We start from the raw sequence: 2,638 nt of genomic DNA on the forward strand, positions 1-2,638 counted from the left end.
ATCCGTTGCCGAACTTTCCTTCTACTTAGTGTAACGGGCCTGCCATGATGACTTTAGCGATCGCATCTGTCACGTCAGTGGGCTGTTCTTTCGCCAGTTGTTCGTACCAAAGTTGTGTCACCTGCGGATCTTTGCCGTGAATTTGTTCGGCACGCTGGCGTGCTTTTTCGACAACTGCATTCGCCCGCTGCTTGCGCTCAGTTTCGTAGCGTTTGAGGGCGTATTCTACGCCTAAATTCGTAGTCGAAAGGTAGTTGCTGAGTACGAGTCCATCTTCCATGGCTTGACAGCCTCCCTGGCCCAAATCCGGGCAAGTAGCGTGGGCGGAATCTCCCAGCAAAGCAACTCTACCGCGAACGTAGGAGTCGATCGGGCCTACGTCGTGAATTTCCGGGCGGGCGACTGCTGCGGGATCTAATCTTTCTATCAGCAATTGCACTGGTTGGGCCCAACCAGTAAAATGTTCTTTAAGTTCGGCTTTGTAATTGTCGGGATTGGCCGGAGTTCCTGTGGGTAACGGAACATCGAAGAAAAAGTAAAATCGATCGCCCGCTACGGGCATTAATGAGGCGCGCTTACAGTCACCGACATAAATCGCCCAAGTATTTTTCGGTGCTAGTGCTTCATCCGCCGCTACTAGCCCGTTCCAATTGACATAACCGCCGTATTTCGGCTGTACTTCGCAGCCCAATACATGGGTTCGCAAAATTGAGCGAACGCCGTCAGCAGCCACCAGCAAATCGCCGCGCGCTTTGTCTCCGTTCTCAAAAATTGCAGTTACTCCGGTTGCGTCTTCTTCCACGGCAATACATTTGCGATCGAGCTTGACTTCTCCGTTAAAAGCTGCTAATAACATTTGTTGTAAGTCGCGGCGCGCCACCGGATAAGGACGCTGACCGACTTGTTCAATTAGTGGCATTAAATCGATGTCATTTAGCAGTTGACCGATTTTGGTGCGGTATTCCATGCGCTCCATTTTTCCGCCAATTTGCGCCATATTTTCGCCTAAACCAAGGCGGTTGAGAACTTTGACGCCGTTCGACCACAGAGAGATGCCAGCGCCTGCTGGACGCAGTTCTTTTACGCGATCGTAAATTGCAACTTCATAACCCGCTTGTTGGAGGGCGATACCCGCAGTTAAGCCACCAATTCCGGCACCGATGATGACAACTTTCAAGTCGTGCATTCTGTGTTTCTCCTGCTGAATGACATCCTAATATTATTTTAGATTTTATATTTTAGATTTTAGTATCGAGAATTACATCTGAGGTAGGGTGCGTCAGATTTAATTTACTTGATTATCCTCAAACAAACCCAACTAACGCACCCTACATATTAATTGGGAATTAGCCTAAAAACTTGGTTAATTCAGCAAGATTTTGCCCGATCGCATTTATCCCGCGAATGTGAGATAGGGGAGAACCTCCGTACAAAAAACTGTCCAAGCTGACTTGATAATTTTGCTGGATCGCTAAATCCAGCCACAAATTCTTAAATGCCGCTCCCGGTTTGTAGTCGGGAATGTTGTGCTGGTAATAGGGGAAACTGTCAAGGCAAGTATTGAAAAAGTTCTTGCGACCGCAATGCTTTAAATACTGATATCGCGGTTTGAATTCAGTTTGATTTTGCAATACTGTATGAATCGTATCTGCTAAGGATTCCGCGTCAAATTTGGCATAAAGACCCGCACCTTCCGGGAAAACGGGTGAGTTTCCTCGGGCGTATTGATTGAATTCTTCAAAACAAATTACTGGTACGTTGCAACTCATGGCTTCGGTAATTCCCCGGTTTTTTCCTTCGAGGAGGGAACCCAGGACGAATGCTTGCGCCCGCGAATAATAGTTAGGGATTTCTTGATAGTAGTCAACTCGCGGCAGTAAGTTGATGTAGTCGGAGGGATTGCCTAAAATCTCCTCTACTTGATGCCATTCTTTTAAGGCGTATTCGTCGAGAGTTTTTAAGTTATTGACATCAAAGTCGTGACCGCTGATCGCAGTTAATTTTATGAGTTTTTGCGGATACTTTTGCCGATAAATTTTTAAGGCTTTGGCAATCATTGGCAAGTTTTTTTCTTCGGAAATGCGGGCGACGGCTAGGAGGTCGATGTCTTTGGCGGGGACGTTGCGAGGGGAAATTAAGTATTCGTTGATAAAGTCTGTGTCTTGTAGCGGTATGATTGGTTTGTTGGCGCGATCGGGATATGTTTCGCGAAACCACTTGGCTCGCTGCGGGTTTTTGTATAAACTTGAGTAGGCGTCGGCTACGGGCGCCCAGGAGTAGGACGTTCCGGGGGAATAGGTGAATGACAAAAATGCTGAGGAAAGTTGGGGAAAGAGTTTGTTAATGAGTTCGACTCCTTCGCTGAAGTAAATCCCTTTGATGAATTTTCCTTCGTAAAACAGCGGGGGAAGCAAGACGTAGAAACTTACTGTATCGAAGCGGTGGGGTTGGTCTTCAAATATCTCCCAGCTAAAGGCGTCTAAGTCGGCATAGATTTCGGCGATTGGTTTGTTGATGTGGGGGTTGCGTAAATAGGGTTTTTGGCGATCGTAGTTTCCGCGTACCATAGATTTTGTTGATATTATTGCATAGAAATGTTAAAGCTGTTTGATCGTTCGGAATGCGAGTCCGCATCCAA

The 2,638-nt window shown here is 46.8% G+C and carries 2 protein-coding genes; both read right to left on the reverse strand.

Annotated elements, in window-relative coordinates; genetic code table 11:
- Positions 1-25 precede the first annotated feature (25 nt).
- Positions 26-1,186: an FAD-dependent urate hydroxylase HpxO gene (gene hpxO, locus QT974_RS21775; RefSeq protein WP_333470507.1), complete on the reverse strand. Its 1,161-nt coding sequence runs from the start codon at positions 1,184-1,186 to the stop codon at positions 26-28.
- 160 nt (positions 1,187-1,346) lie between these two features.
- Complete coding sequence (locus QT974_RS21780; RefSeq protein WP_333470508.1) at positions 1,347-2,567, reverse strand: glycosyltransferase; 1,221 nt, start codon at positions 2,565-2,567, stop codon at positions 1,347-1,349.
- Positions 2,568-2,638: the final 71 nt, after the last annotated feature.

This window comes from Microcoleus sp. BM001215392, from assembly GCF_036700185.1.
Classification (GTDB): Bacteria; Cyanobacteriota; Cyanobacteriia; order Cyanobacteriales; family Microcoleaceae; genus Microcoleus.

Coding starts and splice junctions, on each gene's coding strand:
- hpxO (WP_333470507.1), bottom strand. CDS start 1,186: ATGCACGACTTGAAAGTTGTCATCATCGGTGCCGGAATTGGTGGCTTA.
- QT974_RS21780 (WP_333470508.1), bottom strand. CDS start 2,567: ATGGTACGCGGAAACTACGATCGCCAAAAACCCTATTTACGCAACCCC.